16 protein-coding genes are annotated in these 20,178 nt (G+C 45.3%); 2 read left to right on the forward strand and 14 right to left on the reverse strand.

Annotated elements, in window-relative coordinates; all coding sequences use genetic code 11:
• Positions 1-51: 51 nt before the first annotated feature.
• Positions 52-1,212 (reverse strand): formate-dependent phosphoribosylglycinamide formyltransferase, encoded by a 1,161-nt coding sequence (gene purT / locus AC5SLM_RS08155; RefSeq protein WP_495250453.1) that lies wholly within the window; start codon positions 1,210-1,212, stop codon positions 52-54.
• A gap of 102 nt (positions 1,213-1,314) precedes the next feature.
• Between purT and AC5SLM_RS08160 the strand changes: the two genes are divergently transcribed.
• Positions 1,315-1,977 (forward strand): MqnA/MqnD/SBP family protein, encoded by a 663-nt coding sequence (locus AC5SLM_RS08160; protein ID WP_495250454.1) that lies wholly within the window; start codon positions 1,315-1,317, stop codon positions 1,975-1,977.
• Here the strand turns inward: AC5SLM_RS08160 and AC5SLM_RS08165 are convergent.
• Positions 1,974-3,023, reverse strand: coding sequence for an AbrB family transcriptional regulator (locus AC5SLM_RS08165; protein ID WP_495250455.1), 1,050 nt, complete (start codon positions 3,021-3,023; stop codon positions 1,974-1,976). The genes AC5SLM_RS08160 and AC5SLM_RS08165 overlap by 4 nt on opposite strands.
• A gap of 242 nt (positions 3,024-3,265) precedes the next feature.
• On the opposite strand from AC5SLM_RS08165, the gene AC5SLM_RS08170 reads away from it, so the two are divergent.
• Entirely contained in the window at positions 3,266-5,257 is a 1,992-nt protein-coding gene (locus tag AC5SLM_RS08170) for a methyl-accepting chemotaxis protein (protein ID WP_495250456.1), read from the forward strand.
• Positions 5,258-5,259: 2 nt separating this feature from the next.
• On the opposite strand, the gene AC5SLM_RS08175 is transcribed toward AC5SLM_RS08170, so the two are convergent.
• From AC5SLM_RS08175 to AC5SLM_RS08230, 12 genes are all read right to left on the reverse strand, one after another.
• Positions 5,260-5,922 (reverse strand): response regulator transcription factor, encoded by a 663-nt coding sequence (locus AC5SLM_RS08175; protein ID WP_495250457.1) that lies wholly within the window; start codon positions 5,920-5,922, stop codon positions 5,260-5,262.
• A complete protein-coding gene (locus tag AC5SLM_RS08180) occupies positions 5,919-7,814 on the reverse strand; it encodes an FIST N-terminal domain-containing protein (RefSeq protein WP_495250458.1) in 1,896 nt (631 codons plus the stop codon). The genes AC5SLM_RS08175 and AC5SLM_RS08180 overlap by 4 nt, the downstream gene beginning before the upstream one ends.
• Before the next feature lie 137 nt (positions 7,815-7,951).
• Entirely contained in the window at positions 7,952-8,509 is a 558-nt protein-coding gene (locus AC5SLM_RS08185) for a histidine phosphatase family protein (RefSeq protein WP_495250459.1), read from the reverse strand.
• Positions 8,502-9,605: a DVU_1551 family NTP transferase gene (locus tag AC5SLM_RS08190; RefSeq protein WP_495250460.1), complete on the reverse strand. Its 1,104-nt coding sequence runs from the start codon at positions 9,603-9,605 to the stop codon at positions 8,502-8,504. Before AC5SLM_RS08190 ends, AC5SLM_RS08185 begins: the two co-directional genes overlap by 8 nt.
• Position 9,606: 1 nt before the next feature.
• A complete protein-coding gene (locus tag AC5SLM_RS08195) occupies positions 9,607-10,644 on the reverse strand; it encodes an XdhC family aldehyde oxidoreductase maturation factor (protein ID WP_495250461.1) in 1,038 nt (345 codons plus the stop codon).
• Positions 10,641-11,936: a DVU_1553 family AMP-dependent CoA ligase gene (locus AC5SLM_RS08200; protein ID WP_495250462.1), complete on the reverse strand. Its 1,296-nt coding sequence runs from the start codon at positions 11,934-11,936 to the stop codon at positions 10,641-10,643. Before AC5SLM_RS08200 ends, AC5SLM_RS08195 begins: the two co-directional genes overlap by 4 nt.
• Complete coding sequence (gene trsS / locus AC5SLM_RS08205) at positions 11,936-13,255, reverse strand: radical SAM (seleno)protein TrsS (protein ID WP_495250463.1); 1,320 nt, start codon at positions 13,253-13,255, stop codon at positions 11,936-11,938. The genes AC5SLM_RS08200 and trsS overlap by 1 nt, the downstream gene beginning before the upstream one ends.
• A gap of 7 nt (positions 13,256-13,262) precedes the next feature.
• Entirely contained in the window at positions 13,263-13,709 is a 447-nt protein-coding gene (locus AC5SLM_RS08210; protein ID WP_495250464.1) for a DVU_1555 family C-GCAxxG-C-C protein, read from the reverse strand.
• A complete protein-coding gene (gene trsM, locus AC5SLM_RS08215; protein ID WP_495250465.1) occupies positions 13,702-14,430 on the reverse strand; it encodes a DVU_1556 family methyltransferase in 729 nt (242 codons plus the stop codon). The genes AC5SLM_RS08210 and trsM overlap by 8 nt, the downstream gene beginning before the upstream one ends.
• A 3-nt stretch (positions 14,431-14,433) precedes the next feature.
• Positions 14,434-14,640, reverse strand: coding sequence for a DVU_1557 family redox protein (locus tag AC5SLM_RS08220; protein WP_495250466.1), 207 nt, complete (start codon positions 14,638-14,640; stop codon positions 14,434-14,436).
• A 1-nt stretch (position 14,641) separates the two neighbouring features.
• The gene (locus AC5SLM_RS08225; protein WP_495250467.1) at positions 14,642-17,005 is read right to left on the reverse strand and encodes a pyridine nucleotide-disulfide oxidoreductase/dicluster-binding protein; all 2,364 of its coding nucleotides are present in this window, start codon (positions 17,003-17,005) and stop codon (positions 14,642-14,644) included.
• 81 nt (positions 17,006-17,086) lie between these two features.
• Positions 17,087-19,807, reverse strand: coding sequence for a molybdopterin-dependent aldehyde oxidoreductase (locus AC5SLM_RS08230; RefSeq protein WP_495250468.1), 2,721 nt, complete (start codon positions 19,805-19,807; stop codon positions 17,087-17,089).
• Positions 19,808-20,178 lie beyond the last annotated feature (371 nt).

The raw sequence follows: 20,178 nt of genomic DNA on the forward strand, positions 1-20,178 counted from the left end.
TGCGCCAAGAGCCCCTAGAGAACTCTTGGCAAAAAACTAAGAAATCTTGGTTTATCCGCGCATCTCTTGGATGATGGCGCGGGCTTGTTTTTTGGCGCTTTCCACCTCATCTAGCACCAAGGCCACTGCCATGCGGCGCCCTACGTGGCTCACGGGTTTGCCAAAAACTCGCACAAAGGAGTTTTTACTAAACGCGCTAGAGGGAATCTCAAGCACTGGCACGTTGGCTTCTTGTGCACTTTTAAACGCCCCACTCGCCCCTGGCCCGTAAAAGGTAAAATCCAGTGGCAACCCAAGCACCGCCCTTACATGTAAGGCAAATTCGCTTTGGCTTTGGGTGATGAGCGTAACCATGCCCGTATCGTGCGGACGGGGACTAAGTTCACTAAAGTACACCTCTTCGCCTTTGATGAAAAATTCCACCCCAAATAACCCACGCCCGCCCAAACCATCGGTCACCGCTTTGGCCATGACTTTGGCTTTTTCAAGCACCGATGCGGGCATTTTCATAGGCTGCCAACTGAGCACATAATCCCCATCTTCTTGGATGTGGCCGATGGGTTCACAAAAAACCGTCTCTGTTTCGGTACGCACGGTCAGCAAGGTGATTTCATAATCAAAGGGCACAAAGGCTTCCACGATAAGCTCACTGGCATCCCCGCGCGCTTCTTTGGCGTGCTCCCATGCTTTGGCGATTTCTGTGACGTTGCGCACGGTACTTTGGCCATGACCCGAGGAGCTCATCACAGGCTTGACCACGCAGGGAATGCCCACTTCTTTAACCGCAGCTTTTAAGGATTCGTAATCTTTCACAAAGCGGTACGCACTGGTTTTAAGTCCCAACTCTTTCGTGGCAAATTCGCGGATATGCTTGCGGTTCATGGTGAGTTTGACCGCATTGGCATTAGGGATGACACAAAACCCTTCCTTCTCCGCTTCGATGAGTGCGTCGATGCTCAATGCTTCGATTTCGGGTAGGATAAAATCAGGTTTTTCACGGCGAATCACTTCTAAAAGCGCGGCTTTGTCTTTCATGTTGACCACATAAGAACGGTTGGCCACAAGGTGCGCAGGGGCATCGGGGTACGCGTCCACGGCGATGGTTTCGATGCCAAGGCGCTGGGCTTCGATGACCACTTCTTTGCCAAGTTCGCCACTGCCAAGGAGCATGATTTTGGTACTGTTGCTTTTTAATGGGGTAGTAAAGTGCATGGGGTTTTCCTCTGTCATAATGTTGGGGTATTGTACAAAAAAATGGCTAAGGCTTGGCAAAGGGCAAGGGGATTATAATGACCCTTTTAAAAAAGGAACCGCGTGATTTTTGGCAAAATAGACTACATCAACCTCCTTCCCTTTCATGTTTTTTTAAAAGGCAGTTCCCTCCCCAATGCTTTCAAACACACGTTAGAATACAAAAAAGGCGTCCCAAGCGCGCTCAACCACAGGCTAAAACGCCGTCAAATCGACGCCGCTGTGGTTTCAAGCATCACCAGTATGCATCCCATGTACCGCCGCCTTGACATGGGGATTGTGGCCAAAAAAGAGGTTAAAAGTGTCCTTGTCAAGCGCGGAAAATGTGCCCTCGACCCCGCCAGTGCAAGCTCAAACGCCTTGGCAAATGTCTTACATGTAAAGGGGGAAGTACTCATCGGAGATCGGGCGTTAAAAGCCTATTTGCAAGAGCCAAGTGCCTATGTTGACTTGGCAAAAACGTGGAACGAGCGCACTGGGCTTCCCTTTGTCTTTGCTAGGCTTTGCGTCACCAAAGACACGGCGTTTTACCGCCGCCTTGCTACGCGCTTTGTAGGGCAAAAAGTACGCATCCCGCGCTACATGTTAAGCCAGTACGCCAAAGAACGCGGCATCAGCGCAGCGGACATCTTGGACTACCTCACCCTCATCTCGTACCGCATCGGCACCAAAGAAAAACGCAGCTTAAAACGGTTTTTAAACTTGGCAAAACAACAGTCCCGTTAACCCTCTTTTCTTAGCATCCAACGGATAACCACAGGTGCCAAGCCCATCACCAAAAAAAGCCTGATGACATGGTGGAGTGCCACATAGGGCAAGTTAGCGCCCACGACGATGGCCATGACGTTCATCTCTGCTTGCCCTCCGGGGGAAAACGCAAGCAAGATAGAAAGAGGAGGGAAATCCGTACTCCACCACACCAGCGCAATAAACAGGGCACTCACCGCAGAAAGGATGAAGAAATACCCCAAGGTTTGCAGCAAAACCTTTCCAATTTCCCGTAACGAAACCCCCACAAACACAAACCCCACCATGCTCCCTAAAATGAGTTGAATCAGGTTAATGATTTCCGTGGGCGGCCTTACATGTAAGAAGCCCAAACTGTAAGCAAACATACCCACAATCATGGGCCCAATGAGCGTTCCACCCGGGATTTTTAGCCACAAGGCAACCTTCCACCCCACAAGGGCACACGCCGCCATTAAGCCAAGTTCAAGCAAGGGAGTTTGGCTTAAGTGTTGGGTGATTTTTTGGTTCGCCCCCAAGGAAATGTGCGCCCAATGTTCGATGATAAACGGAATAGTAAAGACGATAAACAAAAGCCTTGCCGATTGATTGAGGACGATTTTATGGGGGCTTGTTTTAAAGCTCTCCGCCAAGCTCACCATCTCTAATAGCCCCCCAGGAATAGCGCTAAAATAAGCGGTGTAGATGTCATAATGCAGCACTTTTTTGTAGTACCAAATGCCCGCCAAAGAGGTAAGTGCCACAAAAGGAAACACCAGCATCAAGCTTCCCAAGAAACTACTAAAATAAGTAACAATCTCGGCGTTAAATGCACTTCCTACGGTCAAGCCAAGAACCGCTCTAGCCGGAGAAGAGAGCATTTTTGGAGGCGATAGAGAAAGAGAAGAGAAGCGGCTTGCGACCGCTAATGCGACGATAGAGCCCAAAAGCCAAGGCATTGGCATGTCAACAAGGTAAAAAAAACCCACGCCCACCAACGCAATCATCAGTGTGCTTAGCGTAGAAAAAAAAGCCTTAGTATTCACCATCAATCCTGCCGTATTAAACGTATTTGTGCCATTCTACTCTCTTTTGTTGTGGGAAGTTTTAAAGGTTTTCTTTATGGCTATTTTGCGCATAAAGTGCATAAAACCATGGGTGCCAAAAAAGGAATATGGCGCGTTTAACCACCTTTGCATGTGACCATCTTGAGACTTTCGAGTGCTATAATCATGCTACATTTTTGTACTATAGTAAGCCATTACAGTACAAAACAAGGAGGGCTTTTATGTTTAGTTTTTTGGGCAAGACGTCACAGGCGGAAAGTAAAAAAGTATCTCAAACCCCCATCACCACGCTTCTTTTAAGGGAAAAAGAAATCCAAAATGGGCCATTGCAACGTCTTTCTTTCACACCAAAACTTATCCTTGGTTTTGTGCCTCCCAATCTTGATTTTTCAAGCGTAGCAACTGCGCTTAAAAATGTGCTACCGAAAGAAACACTGCTCGTTCTCTCTTCCACCGCAGGCGAATTGTGTAATTTTAATGGAACGACCCCTACAAACACCCTGTACTCCCAAGAAGACCCGGGTGCAGGTACCGCCATCGCGCTCATGCTTTTTGGCGAAGCGATGATAGAAGATGTTTTTGTGGCCACTATTCCTTTGCACAGTAACGTAGGGGCAAACAGCGCGAGTGAACGCATCGCCAGCATCGCCAAAGAGCTAAAAAACATTAAAATCCCTTTTAAACTCAACCACGAAAACACCCTAGGCTACACCCTTATCGACGGGCTTTCAGGGAGTGAGAGTTTTCTCATGGAAGCGGTGTACCAAGGCGGGCATTTTCCCTGTTTGCTCGTGGGTGGAAGTGCGGGCGGCAAGCTCGACTTTCAAGCCACACACCTGTACAACAACCACCAAGTATTGCGCCACCATGCGGTCATTACCTTCATCAAATTTGCGCCGCCTTACCGCTTTGGTATCTTTAAAAGCCAAAACTTCAAAAAAACCTCCACAAGCTTTACTATCCTAGAAGCCAATCCCTTAGCCCGCACGGTTTCGGGCATCCTTAACACCAAAACTAACGAACATGTAAACGTTGTAGACGCGTTAAGCAAGCACTTTTCGTGCGCACCAGAAGCACTTGAGACAAAACTGGCCAACTTTACCTTTGGTATCGAGATTGACGGGGAAATCTACGTGCGTTCTGTGGCGTCCATTGACACGCAAAACAAGGTGGTGCATTTTTATTGCGACGTGGAGGCAGGAGAAGAGCTCTTTTTGCTTGAAAAAACTGATTTTGTGCGCACCACAAGCGAAGACTACGCCAAATTTAGCCGCACCAAACCCGCGCCCATTGGCGCCATCTTCAATGACTGTATCCTAAGGCGCTTGTGTAATGCCCAAGCCCTCAACAACCTTGTTGCCTTTAACGAAATCCCCATTGCTGGGTTTTCCACCTTTGGGGAACTTTTGGGGGTCAACATCAACCAAACCCTCACGGCCATTTTCTTTTACAAACTAGACAACGACGCGTCCTTTGAAGGCGAATACGTCAGCCAGTTTGTGCAAAAATACGCGGGGTTTAAAAGCTACTTTTTACTGCGAAAAATCAACCGCCAAATGATGATTGGCTCCATCAACAAATCCATGCTTTTCCAGATGAAAGAGAGTATGCCTGTCATCCAAACCATCGGTTCTGCCCTTTCCAATGCGGTCACATCTATCACCCAAATCGAAGCGCAGCTAGGCCATGTACGAGAGCAGTTTTCGCTCTTTTCTACCGACATGGAAAAAAGCAGTGCGAGCAACCAAGACCTTCTTCACGAAGCCCAAAACCTCACCTCACGAGTGGAAGATATTCGTTCCGTCCTTGGCATCATCGCCGATATTGCCGACCAAACCAACCTCCTCGCCCTCAATGCCGCCATCGAAGCGGCGCGCGCAGGGGAGCATGGACGCGGCTTTGCCGTCGTGGCCGATGAGGTGCGTAAACTGGCCGAACGCACCCAAAAAAGCCTCTCAGACACCAATGTTTCGGTAAGCACTGTCGTCCAAGCGGTAGAAAATATCAGCGGGGTTATGAAAGGAGTGAGCGAGGGACTTTTGCACATGGCAAGCAGCAGCACGCACCTTTCCCATGAGATGGACGACTTGTCGCAAAAAAGCCAAGGAATAGCAACAGAACTTGCCTCTCAGTCGCGCCTCACGGAAGAGCTAAACACCGAACTGTCTAAATTATCCGTCTACGAAAAGACGCTAGATATTCTCAACCACTAGCCCTACTGGTGGGGTATCTTGACCATGTACCCCACCCCTCGAATGTTGATGATGAAGTCTTCCTTGAGGTTGCTTTTGAGCCGATTAATCTCCGCGCGAATGGTCGCTATGTCTACGTCTACATCGTTCCACACGTGTTCCATAAACATTTCATAACTGCACACAATCCCGCGGTTGTACGCCAAAAATTCGATGATGCGTGATTGTCTTTTGGAGAGAATCTGAGGCTCGTTGTTAAAATACAAGGTCGTGTTTTCGCAATTAAAGCTGTAAGAACACGAAAGCCTTTTGTGTTTTCGTTGGGTTTGGATGACCTGAGAAATGCGGTTGATTCTCAGGTTTAACTCTTTGAGGTGAAAGGGTTTTTTGAGGTAATCAAAACACCCTAGCTCAAAGGCTTTGGAAATGTCTTCGATGTCAATGAGGGTCGAGATAAAAATCACCGGGGTGTTTTTCTTTTGGGCGTGAAGTGTTTCGAGGATACTTAACCCGTCAATATTGGGCACATTGATGTCAAAAATCAACAAATCAAAGGTTTCTTTTTCCAAAACTTCCAAACACACGTTACCATCGCGCATCGATGTTATGGCATGGCCAATGGAGGTGAGGTAGGTTGCAATAGCACCGTTTAGCAGGATGTCGTCTTCTAATAACAAAATTTTCATGGCATGTCCAGTGTAAAGCTGTAGCAAAATGTCGTCGCTTTTTCGTCAGAATGTAAGGTGATTTCCACCCCTTCTTCTCGACAGATTTTTCGCACAAGGTTCAGCCCCAGTCCAAATCCATCTTGCACCTCCTCTTCGCGGTAATACTCTTCAAAAACTTTTTCGGGGTTTTCGATTTTACGCGAGTGGGAGGCGATGCTAAAATACGCCCTGCCCTCCGCCTGCCCTACACGCACAAAAATCGCTTCGTTTTCAAAGGTGTATTTGATGGCATTGGTGAGGTTGTTATCGATGATGCGTTGCAATTTTGTTTCATTGAAAAAAACCATCGGGTGTGCTTCTGCCATTTCGACATAAAACCGCGACCGTGCCTTACTCGCCACTTGTTCAAAAAAATCCACACGGCTTTGCACATACTGGACAAGATTGATGCGTCGTTTCATGTACACCACTTGGTCTTTTTTGACAAGGTAGCTCAAATCATCGTACAAGGAAAAAATGCTTTTGGCTGCCACTTCGATATTTTCTAGGTAGACACTTTTGCTAAACTGCATTTCGTGCAGCTCAATACTGGTCATGATGACACTCAACGGCGTGTTCATCTCATGCACCGTGTAGCGCAAAAACTGCCGGTGGGAAGCCAAAAGGTTTTTGGAGTAGTGCATCTGTTCTTCTAGTTTTTTAGACTGGATGTCATAATCCCGTGCGCTTTGTTGGATGAGGTTTGTTAAGGATTCGATGGTTTTAGCGTAAGAAGCCTCTGCTTCGTTTTTTTTCTTTTGCAACGTCTTAGGGCAACAGCTCGCGTCGCTGTGTTCGTATTCGCTTAGAGCCACCACGGTGAGGGTTTGGTTGAGCAATTTGTTGTGCCCTTTTTTGTGAAAAAACTCCGCGTAGGTAAAAAACCCCGCCGTGGGAGCAAGCTTGGCAAAGGGTTCCACTTCCAAACGAATCAAATCGGGCATGTAACGCCTTCTGGCCATGCACGAGTAAAGGTAAAAGGTTTCGGCTTGGAAGTTACGCAATTTTTTCATCGCCTGAATGGGGTTACGCAACAAGGCCTTGGCATCACCAAAACCGATTCTAACCTTATCCCCTTGGGCAAGGTTGCCCCCGCAACTTAGGCTTCCATCCTCGTGCTTAGCAACCACCGCCCTAGCTATTTTGACCCCATTTCTTTTAACGATGAGGGGAAATTCGGTTTGGGAGACATGGTTTCCGAGGTATTTTTCATAAAACTTCACTGGCGTCATGCCATCAATCTTGTAAATCCGATTGCCCTTGACTTCTTCGATGGTATGTTCTACCCCGATGGCTTTCCAGTCAAATTTATAATCCCTCACCACGTGCAAGGTTTCCGAATTGAGCGACACCCCTACGACACCTTTGTCTAAGATTGTCCCTTGCGAGGCGATAAACGTTTGCTTGAACTTTCCATTATCGCCCGCCATGCCGCCGCAAATTGGCACCGAAGCGTCAAAAGAAGCGATGCCCTCAAGAAGGTCCTCCGCGTTGGTAGAAGTCCCATCAGAAAAGACAATCAAAAGTTTTGTCGCGGGGGTGATGAGCGTGGAGGCAAGCGCGCGCCCGCTTTCAAAGGCGTCCTCTTCTTGGAAGTAGCATGTTTTAAGGGTTGTGTGTTTAAACACACTGATGGAAATGCTCGTTTGAAAGGTGCTCACATGCTCTTCGCAAATTTCGCCATCGGTGGTCGTGCCCAAACAAACTGCTTGGGGAAGGCGCGCTAGTATGGCCCCAATCACTGAGGCAAACACGTCGCCCTCCTGACCGCAAAATACTTGCACAAGCACATTGGGTTCATCTTGAAATAACGCGAAGTTAATAATGCTATCCACATGCCCATGATGGTAAAGATAATTGTATGTTTTCATCCCCACCTTTTCCGTGGCATGCAACTGCACGCTACCCTTATTTGAGTGTTTGATTGTACCATACAAAAGACTCAAGGGCTTTTAATGTTGCCAAAAAGGAGGGGTGGCAGCTTTTTGTTGAGGTGAGCAACACGCCCTTAGCGTGCCAAAATGCCAGATTCTAGCATACAAAGACTACCATAAGGTTGTTCTATCGTAAATATATCCTCAAACTCTATACTAAGGAGTTGGCGTAAAATCACACGGTTAACCCCAGCGTGCGCCACAATGAGCACCGTACCATGGTTGGTTTGAACGATGGTGTTAAAGGCTTTTAGCACCCGCTTGGACAATGCCCCAAAGCTTTCTCCCCTAGGAGGTACAAAATGCTCGATGTCGCGCCCGCGCGCTTCAAACGCCTTGGCATCACGAGATTTTAGTTCTGCTATAGGCATATTTTCCCACGCTCCCATGTTTATCTCACGCAAGGCTTCCACCTCTTTATAGACTGGTGTAATGATTTGCGTGGTTTGCACACAGCGCATCAATGGACTGGTAAAAACAGCGTCAAGGGAAATGCTCTTAAAATACTCCTGTAAACGGTGTGCTTGCTCAAGACCTAGCGCATCAAGAGGCAGGTTGGTTTGTCCGATATACCGCTTTTCACCCCCTGTATCAATGTGCCCATGGCGTACCAAATAGACGTTTTCAACCATAAGGAAAATCTTTACATGTAAGGGTTTGAATTTTGCCAATAATCAAACGTGCCGATGCAAGGCGTTTGTGGATAAAGTGAAGGGCTCGCGTATCGTCTTTGCACTTCTTCAAAGCACCCTCAAAACGTTTCTCAAGCCCACACACACTCTCTTCTTGCACCACTTTATCGGCAATAAAAAGGAGTTCATTGGCATTTAAAGGGGTGTTTTCATCAACTTCGATATCCATGTGTGTTTCGATAATCGCACCAATAACCCCATACCCCATCGTACGTAATTTTTGTGCACCCACCCTTGCGTGGTCTTTTTCTTCTCGTGCTATATCATGCAGTAGTGCTGCTGCACTTAAAGCGTATTTATCAATACAAAGCCCAAAAGAAGCAACACTCTCACAAAGCTCGCTTGCTATTTTTTCGACTGCTTCACAATGTTTAATGACACGATTTGAAACTTTATGTTGAAGCATAATCGCCAAACACTCCTCTTTTGTTGGCGCATGCATCGCTTCATACTCCAAAAGGTTTTGATACTCTTCTTGCGTGTCCATGTCCATTAAAATAGATTTGTCGCAAACGCTTACATGTAAGGCATCATTCTCAAAGGCTTCAAGCACGTTTTTGAGCCCACCCTCCCCTTGACTTGAGAGAATTTGCTCTTTGTACTTTGTGCTAATCAAAGGAGGATGCCCTTTGCGTCCAAAAAACGCAGGATAAACAATGCCTTTGCCCTCACGCGCATACGCTTCATACAAACACTCTAACGTTTGCCCCTTAATCAGGGGAATATCAACGGGTTGCATGTAGAAAGCATCGATTCCTTTTTGTAGATTGCTGAGTCCTTTTTGGATAGAGTTAAACATCCCCTTCTCATACTCTTCGTTGTAAATAATGTGGATGTTGTATCCCTTGAGTGCTGTTAGTAGTTCATCTTTTTTATGCCCAACCACTACATAGATATGTTCAATACCTTGTTTTTGATACGTCTGAATCAGTCGCTCTAGGGCACTTGTTTTTCCAAATGGCAAAAGCGGTTTAAAAGCATTCATGCGTGAAGAGTAGCCAGCTGCAATAATGAGGGCTGCTAATGTACTTTTCATGCTAGCTTCTCTTTACTTCAATAAGCTCGGCTAAAATACTAATAGCAATCTCTTCAGGCGTTTGTGCATTGATAGGAACACCTATGGGACAAGAGACTCTATCCAAATCACCTTGCGCAAATCCCTCCTTTAAAAGCAAAGAATAAACATGGTTTTTCTTTCCCTTGCTTCCTATCATTCCGATATATTTTGCATCTGTTTTCAGGGCTTGGGCTAACACTTCTTTGTCTAAAGAGTGCCCTCTAGTGACAATAACGATGTAGCTATTGTTGTGGATTATTTGATCCAAAGAAAGCTCCGTATAAGAGGGAACCACACGTATTTCATCTGCATTTGGGAAACGCTCTTTATTGGAAAAATCTGCTCGATCATCCAATACACTTGTTTGAAATCCCAGTGTTTTAGCAAAAAGAGAAACTTTTTGTGCAATATGCCCAGCGCCTACAATACACAAATGCTCCAATCCGTAAAAAGGCTCCACCACATAGTGTTGGCTCTGTTTTAGTAGTTGAAAGCCGATTTGGTTAAAATTTTCCCTCAGAGACATTACAAGGGTCATGAGTGCTTCATTTTGTGTTCCATAACACTGCGTTGGCGTAAAAAGGAATTTGTCTTCTGCTCCAATGGGAGTATTGTCCTTTGGAATTTTGGTAATCATCACAAAATCTTTTCCCTCTTCTCGCAACGCTTTGGCTTGCTGGTAGATTTCTGCTTGTTCTGGCATATCGACCCCGATATACTCAAACAAAATCTCTACACTTCCCCCACACACCATCCCCTCAAGAGAAGCGTCTTTATGAGAAAGTTTAAATTTTTTGGTTAAAGATGTTTTATTTTTAAAAATATCGGAAGCAAGCTGTATTGTCATGGCTTCAAGCAACCCTCCTCCTATTGTTCCTACAATAGAAGCATCTTCTCCTATAAGCATTTTTGTTCCAGCACCTCTTGGTGCAGAACCTTTTTTACTGAGTATTGTTGCAACAACGAGGGCTTTTTTTTGGTTTAACATATCCCCTATTATTTCAATCATCGTTTTCATATTTTCTTTTCCTTTGCCAAATGGTATATTTTTCGTTTAATCATGCTATTTGTACTTTTCGCTGAATGGGTGTCTTGCTCCCACGCTACTTTTATTTCAAAACCAAAACGCTCTAATAATGCTTCGCAAACCCTTGCTACAGTTCCCGTTTCATCCCACTTCTCTTGCAAAACAAGCTTTACATGTAAGGCCTTTTCCTCGTCACAGTGCGCACTATAATCCATCACTGCATCATAGTTCAAGATGATTTCATCCAAATCTTTCAAATGCACCTCATGCCCCTTAATGTTCACTTTGTTTTCCATGCGTCCACGCACTTTTTCCATGGTGCGCAAAAAGGTACCGCACTCACAAGGCTGGGTAACAAATCGTGCCCTATCGCCTGTTTTGTAGCGAATGAGAGGCATTGCTTGGCGATTCAGCGTGGTAAAAACCACCTCACCGTACTCGCCATCTCTCACAAGTTTGCCAGTTGCGGGGTCGATAATTTCAAAATAGAGATGGTTTTCTCGTAGGTGATACCCATTCAAACACTCGCACTCCACGCCTCCGCCATAACCCATCTCGGTCATGCCGTAGTGGTTAAAAACCTTACATGTACCGTTGCGACTGAGGGTTTTGACGAGTGCATCTGGGACATAGTCAGTACTTAAAAGCACTTTGTGAATGTGTGTGTTAAACAGTTCAGGTTTCATGAGACTAAGGTAGCGCACTTGCATGGGAATGCCCACAATACAGGTAATGTTATGTTCTTCAATGCACGCCGCCGTTTTTTCAATATCTTGCAAAAGACCATGCACCACACACTCAATGCCTGAGCATAAAAGTGCTTTTTTGAGCAAATCCCCAATGCTTCCATAGCTAGGGCCTGGGAGTAACACCATAACCTTGTCACCTTTTTCCACCACACAATTCATGCCGTATTGAAAAAAGTCGATGGTCTCTTCTAAGTCTTCGTGGGTAAAAAAGAGGCGCTTTTCATCGCCTGTGGTGCCTGAAGTGTTGAGAGTTACGATGCGCTCTACCTCATGGGCAGAAACACACAAAAAGTCATGGGCATTGTGTTTAATATCCAAAGGCGTTGTAAAAGGAATGTGCTCAAAATCCCCCAACGAGGTGATGGTATCAAGGTCAGTCTCTTTTAATTTCTCGTTATAAAATCGGCTTTTGTCTTTGGCATACGCTAAGGTGTGCATGAGTTTTTCAAGCTGATATGCTCTTAAAGCTTCTTGGCTTTTTGCGCTCAAGTGCGTACGCTCAAGTATCCAATTTTGAAGTGGTGTGATGTGCATCATGCCCTCTTTGCCTCTCGGTACAGAGACTTCCCATCCATGTTGGTGATGTTGTACATGCAAAACGGAATGAGTTTTCCCTCCACCGTGGAGACATGAATACAACAATCTTGAATGCGCTCCAAATTGACATTCCACGCATCTTGAAACGCCATGCCTGAAAGACTAAAGGTGTTGTTGGCAATAGCATTTAGGATTTTGTCCCAATCGGAGAGTTTTTCTTCTTTGACCTGTTTTTGGTACGACCAATTGCGTGCTACAAAGGCTTTGGCTTTGTCCGCCCCCTCTTGCGCATTTTCTACAGTGGTTGAACAGCATGAGCGTTTGCTTACAGGCTTTAATGTCCCCTCTTCAATGAGGTAATTGCCATTGAACGAACAAAGCGCATTTTCACACCCGGGAGGTTGCATACTCTGAAGCTCCACCATGCCATTCATCTGTTCGCAAATGTGCTCCATCACTTCTGGCAAGGTGATGCGCTCAGAATCTTGAGGTGCTTGCGGAATCCGTCCAAAATAACTCACAGGCTGAAAATGCACCCCTCGAACCGTAGGCGAGTGACGCATCCCAAAACGGACAATCTCACCGATACTTTTCACGTTCACACGAGGAACGATGGTGGGAACGAGCACAACACCAATGCCATACTTTTGGCAATTTTCAATCGCTTTAACTTTAAGCTCAAAAAGCGCGCGCCCTCGTAATGTTTTATAAATCGCATCATCAATGCCATCAAATTGTAAAAAAAGAGAACTCAGTCCCGCTTCTTTTAAGGCTTTGACATAGGCTTCCTCTTTTGCCATGCGAATACCATTGGTATTGACTTGAATGAAAGGAAAGCCCAGCTCAACCCCGATGCGAATAATCTCCGCCAAATCATCTCTCACCGTTGGCTCACCGCCTGAGAGTTGGATATTGCATTTGCCTGAGACTTTTAAAATACTCTCAAACTGAAAACGCAACTGTGCCAAGCTTGGGTCTTTGCTTGGAGCATCCATCGCATCGGCAAAACAAAAGCGACAGTTAAGGTTACAACGAGAGGTCACCTCAATGAGGGCGGTACAGGTGTGTTGTCGGTGCGCAGAACACAAACCACAATCAAACGGACACCCTTTTGCTACGGATGTGATGGGGTTTTTAATGGTGGCTCGCTCCTTTGTGCGAATCCACTCACGCATAGGCGTTTGCCCTCGCCACACCACCGTTTTAAAAGCACCGTGTTCGGGACACTCTTTGTACATGTAAGACGATATGCCCTCCCCAAGAATGGTCGCATCAAGTTTGCGTAAGCAGATAGGACAAAGACTCTTTGTGTGCATCATTACCTTACTCTCTGTTTCCGTACTCGTAGCCGTGTTCTTGCAAAATCTCATAGACTTTGATGTAGGATTTTTGAATCATTCCCGCACAAAGGGGCTTATAGCTTTCATCAACTCCATGAAAATCTCTCTCTCCAATGAGTGCAACACACTTGGTTGAACCAAATTCGGCTGCAAACCATGCATGAAACTCTTCAACCATTTCCAAAAAATCTGCTCTGGCTTCTTCGCTTTCATCGCCTTTTGCACTGTAGAGTCCCAAAACACCAATTCCACCCGTGAGGACACCGCAGGTTTTTTGCGTGTTTGCAATACCTCTACAAAGGCCTTGCGCTGCACGTACCAAGTCTTCATTTTCGCTCCCTTCGTCCTCTAGGGCAAGCTTGTACATGATTTGCGCACAGCAAAATCCTGCTGATGAGAGCTTAAATAAACGAACCGATAAATCATCCATTGCGTTCTCCTTTTTGTAAAATCATCATAAAATACCCTGGTTTGCACGCTTTGAGATTTTCCTCAAACGCACAGCACGCATGCGGTGTTTCATCTTCAAGAGTTTTGCTCCAAAAAGCACTCATCGAACCGTGTGAAAAAATGATTTTCACCATCAGTTCTTTAAGCAATGGGCTACACTCCTCCAAAAGCATCACTTCAAATCCCATCATCTCTAGTTCGTGTTGCAACAGTGGCAAATGGTGAAGCCCCCGCATACACGAATTGAGCGAAAAATTTTCCATCGGTTTGAGTGCTTCAGGGTTTTTTGCATACACATCGGTGATGACAAACCAACCCCCTTTTTCTAATACCCTAAACACCTCTTTGAGGCTTACATGTAAAGCATGCATCAAGGACAAGGTGCACTCGGCAAAGACACATTCAAAATGCTCATTTTCAAATGGCAGTGACTCGCCTGAGCCTAAAACAAATGTAGCAAAAGGATTTTTAGCCTTTGCCATGCCTAAAAGCTTAGGAGAGGGGTCGATGCCTACCGCTTGTATCCCATAGTGTTCATATAAATACGAAGCCGTCGCACCCATGCCACATCCCAAATCCAAAACGCTAGATTGTTTTGTTAAGCCACAAAAACTGATGGCTTTTTGGGTAAGCGTAAATCCTCCAGGGCGCAAGGTTTCCCCTGTGGCTTCTTGCATGCAACAACTCTCATAAGCATTCATTACTTATTTATCCTCCAGCCCTTTTTCGACTTCAAGCATCTTGCCCATTGCCAACGCGTCGCTGATGAACACCATCTTACATGTAGGGCATTTTAAAAGCTCTACTTCAAAATTGCCCTCCAAATAGCGCACCTTGGCCTTTTCTAGCACCAATGCTTTTTGGCATTTGTCACACATCCATGGGGTTGTTGTATCGATTTTAGTTTCCATCTCAGTCCTCCACCACTTCCATACGATGGCTGTAGACATCTTTCACCGTGATGTCACTGCCACGCTCTTCGTACTTCACCCAAAAGGTCACATTTTGCACTCTCAGGCGTGCGAGAAAATCCAAGGTTTCAGGATTGTAAAATCGCTCTTTACATGTAAGGGAGTGATCCACCACTTTTTCAACATCACTCATTAAAATAAATCGCTTCTCCATCAGCGCGATTATCGCATCGGAAACATGGAGTGTAAAATCATACATCTTGCTCATATCGCTCTCCTCTTCGTTCCAAATCTCTTTAAGCAACTGGTGTTTGAGGCGTTTGCGATTGTTTTGGCGCTCTGAGAGGGTTGGCATTGTTTGAGGCGCATCATGGTTGATTTCATTGCCATAAATGATGTCCAAAATATGATACGCCCGTTTATTGCCTTTGACCAACATATCTTTGCACATTGCGCAATACACCAGCACATCTTGCTCACTCTCATCGATACGGTCTTGAACAAAATCTTCTGCTTGTTCAGGATTGGCACAAGCGACCAAACCGCCATAACCGCAACATTTTGTCTTTTCTTTGGCATATTCAAGCTCTTGGATGCTGTAGCCCAAGGTTTTGACGATGCTGCGGATACTTTCATGGATTTTTCCATCGTGCCTTGTCGCACACGCATCGTGAATGCAAAGCTCACGCTTACCTTTTTTAATATCCACCTCAGGCAAACCGTATGTAGCAAACACTTCCCATAACGAGATGGTCTTAATCATCGGCAGATACTTCTCAAATGTCGAAGCACAGCTCGAACAGGCTAAAATGAAGGTCGGCTCTTCCATCTCTTCCCATGTTTTACGAATTTTTTCGATGCTTTGGGGCATCAAATCAAGCCTCCCCGCCCAATCCGCAGGTGCACCACAACAGTCCAAATACAAGCCAACATCATTGTCCGCATCTTTATCCTTAATAGCCCCCACGAGATGTTTGTAAATATCCCCGATATATTCTGTATGCGTGGAACTAAGCTGACACCCTGGGTAAAACAGATAGCCCGTTTTGCCTGAGCCTTTATACAGCCCTCGTGCGTACGCCGAAAAAGCAATCACAGGATAATAAAAAAGATCTTTTGAAGCTTCTTTGCTTGGTTGTTTGCGTACCAATGAAAAATAATCGCTGTGGCTGTACTGCATATCTTTAAGGGCAAAATCATGCGCTGATATGGGCATTTTTTTACGCTCAACCATGCTTTGTCTTGTAGCGCGTATGATGTCTGCCATACCAATGCCGATAGGACAAACCTCTTTGCACAAGCCACACTCCGTACAGGAGTTAATCATCAAATTGGCGCTTCTGTTTCCTAAAACAATGCGCTCGTTGTGATTGATACTCCTGATATAGCGATCAGGTGTGATATTAAAGCGTTGCATATGCACGCACGCTTTAATACAGGCATCGCATTGGCATTTAAGACACCGGCTTGCTTCCTCTTGTGCTTCATTTTCAGAGTAAAGAGAGGCTCTTTTTACGACGGTCTGAGTCGGTTTTACCGTATCAATTTTATAGTCTAATTTCGTTTCAAAAACACCTTCTCGCTCCCGAGAAGCACTCATCGAGGTTTTGGTAATATAGCGGTCAATAGAGACCGCCGCTCTTTTTCCTGAACTTGCCGAAAAGATAATAGAATGATTTTGCGTTTGAAGTGTGCCACCGATAAACAAGGAAGATTCATTGACTTGAAATGTTTCAGGATGAATGGTGTACGCTTTGCTCCAAGCCCCTGTTCCTAAATAGAGCGCATCGTATTTTTCAATGTAAGTTTGCAGATTTTCTTCAGTAACTTCCGTGTTATAACAAACTGTAATACCTTTTTTTGCAATCACGCAGAGTTCTTCTTCGATGATGGCGGTCTCTAACGCTTGACCCTCATACGCCCAAAGGCTTCCGCCTAAACGGTTTGTTTTTTCGTAAATGCTGACTTTGTAGCCTTTTTTATCCAGCTCAATCGCTGTAACGCACCCACTGAGCCCCCCACCAATAATCGCAACAGTCCCTTTGTTTTTGGGCATAAGTAGTGGTTTTTTAGGACTCGTATACCCTAAATCAATCACCGTTTTTTCCAGTTCACTGATGCGGATACTGCCACCTACCTCTTTTCGTACACAGAGCTTCTCACAAGGGTGGTCGCAGATTTTTCCAATAAGTCTGCTAAAGGGTATTTTGGCTTCCATCACCTTATACGCTTTAGCAAAATCACCTTTTTCAATTTCGTGTACAAAAGCAATCACATCCATATGAACCGGACACGATGCCACACAAACAGGAGGTTCTGAATGAATACACTGATTGCTAATCTCTAATAATGCGTCTAAATCCATTCTTTTCTCCTCAAACGATCGTGTTAAAAGCAAAATCAGGCGTGCGATACACATGTATCCCACGCCTTACATGTAAAGCGATTATGCCATCGCTGCTAGAACTTTCTCAGGGCGTGCTGGTAAGTGTGTCACTCTCGCACCACACGCATTGTAAATCGCATTAATAATCGCCGCATGCGGAGCCGCTAAAGGCATTTCACCCGCACCTGAAGCGCCAAGTAAGCTGTTTGGTCGTTGGTATTCGGTGTAGATGAGATCCAAATTGTCGGGAACATCTTTGATTTTAGGGATACCGCATCCTGTTAGGGTCGTATGTTTTTTAAGATCCTCAAAATCTTCAGTCAATGCTAGACCGATACCTTGAACCAAACCGCCATACATTTGCCCATCGACAACGAGTTTATTGATGATCGTACCAACATCCGATGCGAGTGTCATTTTCTCAACATTGGTTTTGCCCGTTTTAGTATCGACCTCGACTTCTGCGATGCAGACACCGTACATGTAAGCCGCAAATGGGTTACCTTGACCATCGGTTGGAGGTGTATCGGTGCACGGAGCTGTCCATTTACCCATGTATTTAAGCTCTCGACCTTCAGTGACCATCTCATCGTAGGTTCGGTATGTGCCATCTTCTTTTTTCATCGCTTCAAGCAAATTGCGGCATGCCACAACGGTTGCATTACCCGTAACCACATTGGAGCGACTTCCGCCTGCTGGGCCGCTGTTTGGTGTTTTGGTCATATCGTTGAGGACTAAATCAATTTGCTCAGGTCTAAGATGCAGAGGTTTTAAGGTTTCATGCGCAAAGGTAAGCGTTCCGATGTCCGCCCCTTGACCGTGATCTTCCCATGAATTGCCCACTGCAACACCGTTTTTGGTGAGCTCTGCCCACGCCTCGGAAGAGTCAGGGCCATCTAAGCCACAACCGTAGATATTGACCGAAACGCCCACGCCGTATTTTTTATCGGCTGCTGCACTGGCGTTCTTTTTTGCCGCTGTCTCTTTCGCTAACGCATACACAGGACGACTTTTATCAAACAGTTCTTCTAAACAAAAAACATCGGGAGAACATCCTGTTGGGGTTGTGTCACCTGGTCTGTAGATATTTTTATAGCGGAAGTCAAACGGATCCATACCCACTTTTTCAGCCAACTCATCAATGAGTACTTCGGATGGGAACATGATCTCAGGAGCACCATAACCACGGAACGCTGAACCCCAACCGTGGTTCGTACAAACGGTTCGTCCATTACCACGAATATTAGGAATCATATATCCTGCTCCACCAAATTGGAAACCTCTTTGGGTTAATAAGTCACCAAATTCAGAATATGGACCATGATCAACACTCCAATCAGATTCTAATGCTAAGATTTTGCCATTTTTGTCCGCCGCCATTTTCATCGTCGTCCAGAACGGGGAGCGTTTACCGGTGTAGGTGATTTGTTGTTTCATATCAAATTCAAGGTAGACGGGTCGTCCCGTAGCAAGGGTTGCAACCCCAAGTAAGCCTTCCATCGTTGGGCTAAATTTATAACCAAACGTAGCTCCCGTATTGTTTTGAACGATGAAAACATCTTCGGCTTTCATGCCTACACCCTCAGCAATCATCAATGCATGAAAATGCAGTGCGATACTTTTAGAGTGAACAATGAGTTTGCCCTCATCATTGACATACGCAAAACCAACATCGGGCTCTAGCGGTAAGTGCGGTTGACGTTGGGTATAGAAACTATCTTCCACTACATAAGGTGCCTCTTTCATGATAGGGCTGGTTTCGGCTCCTTTACTTATATGGTTGGTAAAGTAGACATTAGGCGTTCCTGGGTGAATCTCAATCGCATCATCTGCCATCGCGTCAGGTGCGTTCATGTACGCAGGTAATACTTCAAGTTCCACTTTGACTTTATCAACGCCCGCATGAGCGGCTTTTTCATTTTCAGCGAGGACAATTGCGATGGCGTCACCGTATTGGAAGATTTTTTTATCGTTTAAGATGGGTCTATCTAAGCCATCACCCTTATTGGTAGGAAATGCCAAACCATTGATGCGGTTCGTTCCTTTCACATCTTTATAGGTAAGAACAGCGACAACACCCGGAACTTTTTTCGCTTCTTCGGTGTCAATCGAGATAATATTCGCATGAGAAACTTCGGCTTGAACGAGTTTGGCATGAAGGGTATTGAGTGGGAGTTTTAAACCCAAATCGGCTCCAAAATCCCATGTTCCCATGACTTTTGCAAGTGCGGAGGGACGAATAAACTCTGAACCCACCAACGAAGCGCCCTCAGGAAGCTCTTTCCAAAACTCTTTTACTGTGATTTCACCACGCACAAGCTTTGCAGCATCCATGACCGCATTAATGAGAGGTACATATCCTGTACAACGGCAAAGATTCTTGTTTTTTTGGAACCAATCTCGCACGTCTTCACGTGTTGGACTAGTGTTTTGATCTAATAGTCCTTTGGCTGAGACGATGAAACCTGGGGTACAAAAACCGCATTGTGCTCCACCATGCACCATCCATGCGATTTGAAGCGGGTGAAGGTTGTCTTTGGTTCCCACGCCTTCAATGGTAATGAGTTCATCATTGTCATTCACTTTTTTCATCTTCGTGATACATGCTCTTACCACTTTGCCATTAAGAATAACCGTGCATGTGCCGCATTCGCCGCTTCCACAGCCGACTTTTGTTCCTGTAAGTCCTAACTGTTTTCTGAGAACATCTGATAGTTTCTCTTCCGCATCAGCTACTAATGTCACCTTCGAACCATTAATCATTAACGTTCTTTTTAACATTTTTCATCCTTTCCTAAGATATAAATTCACACAAGCTTTTAAGCACCATAGCCCTCACTACAAATATGTAAAAATTGCATATTTGTAGTTAAACGAAGTGGCCTAACACATTTCAAGCTTTCTAAAAAAGCAAAATGTGCCACTCCTTCTAGGTAGCCTTACCTCCTTTATATAAAGATCTCAACATGTTTCCCTCCTAGGATATATGCATTTTTAGCATATATCCATGCAAACGATTACGAAGCATTCGTAAATAAAACGCTACACACCTAATAAGGCATGGTATACCAACTTTATAGCACGAACATAGCAAAAAGTATGTTTCAACGTTTTTGCCTAGAACAAGTGGTGGTACAGTTACAAAACAACAC

The sequence above is a fragment of the Sulfurospirillum sp. HTRB-L1 genome (assembly GCF_059415125.1).